Origin of the sequence: Streptomyces sp. NPDC051976, assembly GCF_040680795.1 — a bacterium.
GTDB lineage: Bacteria > Actinomycetota > Actinomycetes > Streptomycetales > Streptomycetaceae > Actinacidiphila.
The window spans coordinates 57,913-64,190 of the sequence record NZ_JBFAXL010000051.1; the positions used below are offsets into that span (position 1 = coordinate 57,913).

General features: G+C 75.4%; 7 protein-coding genes. 5 read left to right on the top strand and 2 right to left on the bottom strand.

Features of this window, described 5'->3' with window-relative positions; genetic code table 11:
- The 5 genes from AB0M29_RS35170 to AB0M29_RS35190 are packed head-to-tail and all read left to right on the top strand — an operon-like array spanning position 1 to position 4,608.
- Positions 1 to 1,128 carry a hypothetical protein gene (locus tag AB0M29_RS35170; protein WP_365390382.1) on the top strand — a complete coding sequence of 376 codons (1,128 nt, stop codon included), beginning with the start codon at positions 1 to 3 and terminating at the stop codon, positions 1,126 to 1,128.
- Complete coding sequence (locus AB0M29_RS35175; protein ID WP_365390384.1) at positions 1,125 to 2,075, top strand: DUF6182 family protein; 951 nt, start codon at positions 1,125 to 1,127, stop codon at positions 2,073 to 2,075. Before AB0M29_RS35170 ends, AB0M29_RS35175 begins: the two co-directional genes overlap by 4 nt.
- Positions 2,076 to 2,819, top strand: coding sequence for a LysR family transcriptional regulator substrate-binding protein (locus tag AB0M29_RS35180; protein ID WP_365390387.1), 744 nt, complete (start codon positions 2,076 to 2,078; stop codon positions 2,817 to 2,819).
- Positions 2,816 to 3,589 carry an alpha/beta fold hydrolase gene (locus AB0M29_RS35185; protein ID WP_365390388.1) on the top strand — a complete coding sequence of 258 codons (774 nt, stop codon included), beginning with the start codon at positions 2,816 to 2,818 and terminating at the stop codon, positions 3,587 to 3,589. Before AB0M29_RS35180 ends, AB0M29_RS35185 begins: the two co-directional genes overlap by 4 nt.
- On the top strand, positions 3,586 to 4,608 hold the full coding sequence (locus tag AB0M29_RS35190) for a class I SAM-dependent methyltransferase (RefSeq protein WP_365390390.1): 1,023 nt from the start codon (positions 3,586 to 3,588) through the stop codon (positions 4,606 to 4,608). The genes AB0M29_RS35185 and AB0M29_RS35190 overlap by 4 nt, the downstream gene beginning before the upstream one ends.
- On the opposite strand, the gene AB0M29_RS35195 is transcribed toward AB0M29_RS35190, so the two are convergent.
- Together AB0M29_RS35195 and AB0M29_RS35200 are read right to left on the bottom strand one after the other, a co-directional pair.
- Entirely contained in the window at positions 4,557 to 5,216 is a 660-nt protein-coding gene (locus tag AB0M29_RS35195) for a hypothetical protein (RefSeq protein WP_365390393.1), read from the bottom strand. The genes AB0M29_RS35190 and AB0M29_RS35195 overlap by 52 nt on opposite strands.
- Before the next feature lie 6 nt (positions 5,217 to 5,222).
- Entirely contained in the window at positions 5,223 to 6,128 is a 906-nt protein-coding gene (locus AB0M29_RS35200; RefSeq protein ID WP_365390394.1) for a hypothetical protein, read from the bottom strand.
- Between the last annotated feature and the right edge of the window lie 150 nt (positions 6,129 to 6,278).

The window sequence follows — 6,278 nt, forward strand, 5'->3', positions numbered from 1 at the left end:
ATGGCGGCCCGGCCCTCCGTGCTGTTCGCTCCGGTGACGGTGACCCCGACCAAACCACTGACGCCCAGTCACCTCAAGGGCATCCTCTGGGCGGACGCGATGGTGCGCTCCACCGAACAACTGGCCGAAGTGACGTTCCGCTACAGCCACACCACCTACCACCCGACCGAACAGACCCTGGGTTTCTGGGAGTTCCTCGACCGCACCCGCGGTGACGAGGACTACGCGACGCTGCCGGAGGAGGAGATCGGGGAGCGCTACCGCGAGTTCCGCGCCGCCGCGGAACGGCCGCCCGCCGCCGCGCTGCGGCCGTACGCGTGCGCGGTGGAGCAGGGCTGGGTGCACCCGGCCAGCGCGCGGGTGCTGGGACTGTGGGCCGGGCAGTACGCCCGGATGGGGTTGCGCGACCCCGGCCTGCTGACCCACCAGCCGCCCGGGCTGGGCCTGGAGGAGACCGTCGAGCGACTGGTCGAGGCGGGACTCGCCCTGGACCAGCGGCGGTTCGGCGGACCGGTGCTGCTGGACGCCACCGCGCACGGCCTGCCGCTGCGCCGCATCGTGTCCGCCGACAACCGGCCCAACTATCTGGCCTGCGCACTGCGTGAGCTGCTGCCGCTGTCCGCCCGGCACGACGAGACGGTGCTGCTCTACGACCGCGAACTCGACGGCGACTACCGGCTGCTGGCGCAGGTGCTGCGCACGCTGGGTGCCACGGTCCGGCTGGTGCCGGTCGGCCGGGTGCCGATCGACGGGCGGATCATCTCGGCCCGGCACGGCGGTTGGCGGGGCCACACCGCGGAGGCGCTGCTGCGGGCCGCGGCCGAGCACGCCCCGGCCGCCGTGCGTCTGGGCCTGCGGCTGTACTTCATCGCGGTGCTCGGGCCCGGACAGCAGCAGTCCTTCCGCGCGGACCTGCTGCACCAGTGCATGGCGCGGGCCCACCGGATGCTCGCCGCCGCGCCCGCGCCCGGCCCCGGCCGCGCGCCGGGTCCGCGCCCGGAGCCGCTGGACCTGAGCCGCTACCGCCGCTCCCACCTGCACGTGGATCCGTACCGGCTGACCACCGCGCTGCTGGGCAAGCGGCAGGCCGCGCCGGACCGCGAACTGCTGGCGGCGGTGTACCTGTGACGCCGACCCAGGAAGTCCTGCTGTCCTGGGCCGCGGACCGGCTCCGCGCCGCCGGGGCCGCACCAGGCGGCGACGCCGGGGACGACGGCCTGTCGGCGGTCGCGCGGCTGCGGGCCGCCCGGGAGGCGCTGGCCGTCGCCGCCGGGGGCCATGCAGCGGTGTGCGTCCTGGCCGACCTCGACGTCCCGTCCTGGATGGCGGAGGTCTTCCGGTTCGCCGTCAAGGTCCCGGCCGAGGACGGCGAGGCGTGGCGCCGCGCCCTCACCCGCACGGTCTTCCTCTCCGGCCGGCCGGCGAACCTCCGCGAGCGCTTCGCGTTCTCCCATACCTCCGCCGACGGGTCCGCCGCCTGGTTCGGGCCCGCTCCGGCAGCCGCCGGCGCCACGCTGCGGCGGTTGCTCAAGACCTTCGAGGGCACACGGCCCTTCGAGGGACTGCCGGAGGGCGCCGTGCTGCGGCTGGGTTCCGGGGAGGCCGGGACGGCGGCCCCCGTGGGGATGGGAACCGTCCGGCTTCCGGGCACTGTGCAGTCCCCCGGGCGGATGACCCCCGTCCCCGAGCCGATCGCCTTTACACCCGCGCCTCCGTCTCTCGTCCCCGGGCAGACGAGTTCGCTACCACCGCCCCTGTCTTGCGTCCCCGGGCGCTCGGCTCACGTCCCCGGGTCCGTGCCTCCGCTGCCCGCCCCCGCCCGACGCTCGCCCGTGCACCGCGAGTTGTACGCGGCCACCGCAGGCGTCACGCTCGCCGCCGCGCTGGTGCACCTCCATCACCTGCTGGTGGAGGCGGTCGCGGACGATCTGCTCGCGCCCGGCGACCGGCTGACGCTGCGCTCGGCGCCGCGGCTGTCCACGGTGACCCGGCCGGTGGCCGCGCTGCGCGCCGACACCGACGCCCTGCACCCCGACCAGCTCCAGGCATACGCCCTGCTCACGGAGGAGATCTAGATGACATCACCGCCGACACCGGTCCCGCCGCCCGCGGCCCCCGGCGCTCCCTCAGAGGCCACCCGCGGGACGCCCGCTCATCTGTCCCCCGCCGCGGCCGGCCGCGATCCCCGGGTGCGGATCGGTGTGCACGGATCGCCGCGCCTGGTCGATGCGTTGCTGGCGGGCTGCGGGCACGGCGACGACGGCGTGCACCGGTTGCCGTACAACATGACCGAGCCGTTCGCGCCGCTGCGGGCCGGCGAGGTCGACCTGATGATCGTCAAGTACACGCCGCGGGAGCCCGATCTGGCCACCAGCGGTCCGATCGGCTACGACGGGCGGGCCGCCCTCATGCGCGCCGGGCATCCGTTGGCGGGCGCGGCGTCCGTCACGCTGGAACAGCTCAGCGGTTACGACGCCTTCGCGTGCCCGGACGGGTTCCCGCCGTACGTGTGGGACCTGGTCGTGCCCCCGCGGACCGCGCGGGGCGTGGCCGTCCGCCGGGTGCACCCGATGACCACGCTCACCCAGGCGGCGGCCGTGCTGGCAGCCACCGACGCCGTCCACCCCTCCTTCGCCTCGGTCGCCGACGCCCTCCCGCCCGGCATCCTGGCAGTGCCCGTCAGCGACCTGCCGCCCGCCCCCGTCAGGTGGGCGTGGCGGCGTGCGAGCGGACTCACCCCCGCCGCGGCGCGCCTGGTGCGGGACGCGGAGCAGGCGGCCGAGCGGTACGCCGGAGCGGCCGGGGCGGCGGACCGATGAGCCGCGCGCAGCTGCCGCCGGTACTGCTGCTGCACGCCCTGCCGCTGGACGCCCGGATGTGGCGCGGCCCGCATCAGGCGCTGCTGGCCGCCGGCCATCGTGTGATCGCCCACAACCAACGCGGCTTCGGCGGAGTCGACTTGGGCGTTGCACCGCCCGACCTGGCGGTGGTCGCCGACGACGTGGCGGCCGAACTCGACCGCCAGGCAGTGGAATCGGCGGTCGTGGCCGGGTGCTCGATGGGCGTGTACGTGGCCCTGGCGCTGCTGCGGCGCCACCCCGCCCGGGTGCGCGCGCTGGCGCTGCTGTCCGGACGGGCCACCGCGGACTCTCCGCAGGCGGCCGCGGAGCGGCGGGCGTTCGCCGACGTGATACTGGACCCGGTGGCCGGCCCCTCGCTCGTCGAGCGCAGCAGCGCCCTGCTGCTGGGCGCCACGACGCGCGCCGGGACCCCGTCGCTGGGCGAGGAGGTTCTCTCCTGGGCCCGCGGCGCGGACCCGACGGCCGTGGCCTGGGCCCAGCGCGCGATCGCAGCGCGTCCCGACTCCCAGGAGGCGCTGCGCGAGAGCCCGGGTGCCGGTCCTCGTGGCGGCGGGCGCGGAGGACACCCTCGCCCCGCTGGCGGAACAGCAGCGCATGGCCGTCGCCACCCCGGGCGCCCGCTGCGTCACGGTGCCCCGCGCCGGCCACCTCCTGCCCCTGGAGGCGCCACGGTCTCCGGTCTCCTCACCGACTTCGCCTCGTCCGTCCGCGCCCCCCTCGTCTCATGACCACCCCCGCCCCCATCCGTGCCCGGATCCCGGCGGTCGGCCTGTGCGGCCCGCGCCCCGGCCCGCTCGTCACCGCCCCGGGCCCGGCGGGCCCCTCGCGCGCCGCGCCCGGCGCGCACGCCCCGCTCGACCCCACCGCCGGCGCTGCGCGCCGCCATCGAAAGGACGCACGGACGATGACCCGTATCGACTGGGGCTACGCGGCCTCCACCGGACTGGAGTTCACCCGGGACGACATCGTGGCGGCGCACTTCGCGGCGTGCGCCGAGGACTACCTGGCGGCGTTGCGCGGGGTGGGAATCGCGCCGGGGTGGCGGGTGCTCGACGCGGGCTGCGGCGGGGGGTCGTTCCTGCCGTGTCTCGCGGAGGCGGTCGGACCTGACGGGTGGCTGGCGGCGGTCGACCTCGCGCCGGAGAACGTGGCGGCGTCCGCCAGGCGCGCACTGCCCGTCACGTTCCGGCGGCCGCCCGACATCCGCCACGGGGACCTGCTCGCACTGCCCTACCCCGACGACTCGTTCGACGCCGTGTGGTGCGCGAACACCACGCAGTACCTGGACGACGCGGAACTGCGGCGCGCTCTGGTCGAGATGCGCCGCGTGGTGCGGCCGGGCGGCCTGGTCGCCGTGAAGGACCTGGACGCCTCCCTGATCGCGGTACGGCCGGGTGACCCGTTCGCCTTCGCCGACTTCTTCCGGCTCGCGTCGGCTCAGGGCGACGGTTATGCCCGCCGCCTGCTGCGGACCCGCGAGCTGCGCCGCCACCTGGCCGAGGCGGGCCTGGCCGAGGTGCGGCAACGCACCACCGTCATCGAGCACTTCGCCCCGATGCCGGCCCCGGTCCGCCGTTTCTACGGTCTCGCCTGCGCGCGGATCGCGCAGCTGGCCCTCGCTCACGGTGTCCGGGGCGACTGGCACCGCCTGACCGATCCGGACGCTCCCGGGCACCCTCTGCGCGATCCGCTGGGCTATGTGAGCGAGGGCAACACCACGGCGGTGGGCGTCGTCCCGCCGGCGTGAGCCTCACTCCCCGCCACCGCCGCTGCCGCGACGCCCGCCCGGTCCGGTCCGCCCGGTCCACGGGCCGGCCGGGCAGGGCGGGCAGTCCCGCGCCACGCTCCGGCGCCGTGGCCCGGACGGGCTTGCGGGGCCGGGATCACCAGCGGGTTGAAACGCTCGGAGATATGCAGCCGGGCGCCCCCCTCGCAGTCGATGACGTACTCCTTGAAGGCGCAGGGCGCGGGATGCCGCGGGTCGGGCCACTGCGCGGTTCCCGAGGCGAGGATCTCGCGGTGCTGGCGGGTGCCGGCCTGGCGCAGCCGGCGGCCCAGGGGCGCCGCGTCCTGCGCCGAGCCGGACCAGCCGTGCGGGGTGGCGGCGAAGTGGACGGTGTTGACGCTGACCACGGTGCCGTCGGGGGCGACGAGCGCCGACTTGCGGGCGACGACCCCGGATCCCCTGGCCGGACGCAGCGCGGCGGCGATCCCGGCCGGCACGCGGCCCGGCGGCACGTCCTCCTGCGCGTCGACGCGTACGTCCAACGCGCAGTCCAGCAGCGCCTCGAGGATCACGGTGGTGGAGCCGTCGGTGGCCAGCAGCAGGCGGGTGACCGGGGAGATCGGTTTCATCGCCGGTCACGCCTTCAGGGCGGCGGGCAGGCCGCCGGGGAGCTGTTCGCGAGCGCCGCGCGCCGCGGCCACCAGGAGCCGCACCGCGCGGGCGGTACCGGAGCCCTCGGGGGCGACGGCCAGGTGCGCCGCGGAGGGGCCGTCGCCGGCGTGGCCGATCATCGGCCCGACGAGGGCGGCCAACTGCTCCGGCTCGGGGCCCACCAGGGTGGGGAAGCCCAGCCGTTCGAGCCGCTGGGCGGCCTCGACCTCGTGGTACTCGCCGAGGCTGCCCAGGACGAACACCGTGGGGATGCCCATCGCGGCGATCTCGGTGACGGTGATCCAGCCGGGCGCGGACAGCAGCACGTCGGCCTCCTGGAGCAGCGGCATCCAGTCGGGCAGGTAGCTGATCTGCACCACGTCCTGCGGCGCGTCCACCTTCTCCCGTCCCAGCAGCAGCAGTTGGAGTTCCGGGTGGGCTTGCTTGAGCTGCTGGTAGGCGGCCAGGTAGCAGTCGATGATGCGCTTCTTGTTCTCCAGGAACATCGTGGTACCGCCGACCGAGCCGACCACGATCGGCCCCGGGCCCAGACCGAGCCGTTCCCGCAGCGCGGCCCCGTCGCCCTCGGCGCGCGGCGGGATCTCGCGGATCATGGGGCCGGTGAAGACCGCGCGACCGTCGAGGAGCGCGGCGGCGACCGCGGTGCCCTCGTCGAGAGCGGCGACCGGGGGCTTGTCGGTGAGCACCACCTCGGCGGTGTCGACGATCCACTGGAAGACCGAGTGGAGTGCGGCGCGGCCGCGGCGCAGGTCCTCCACGTCCAGGTCGAAGCCGCCCGCGGCCAGCGTGTCGTCGTCGATCTGGCAGATGGTGAAGTCGAAGCGCTCGGTGATCAGCGCGTGCGGGACGCCCGCGATGGCGGCGGCCATGCTGGCCGAAAGGTTGTAGTCGCTGATGACCAGGTCGGGCCGAAGGTCCTGATAGTGAGGTTTTCTCAGCGAAATGATCTTCGCGAGGTGCTGTGAAGTGCTCGTGAGTGGCCGGATCGGACGGCGGGACCCTGGGTGCGGGTAGACGTA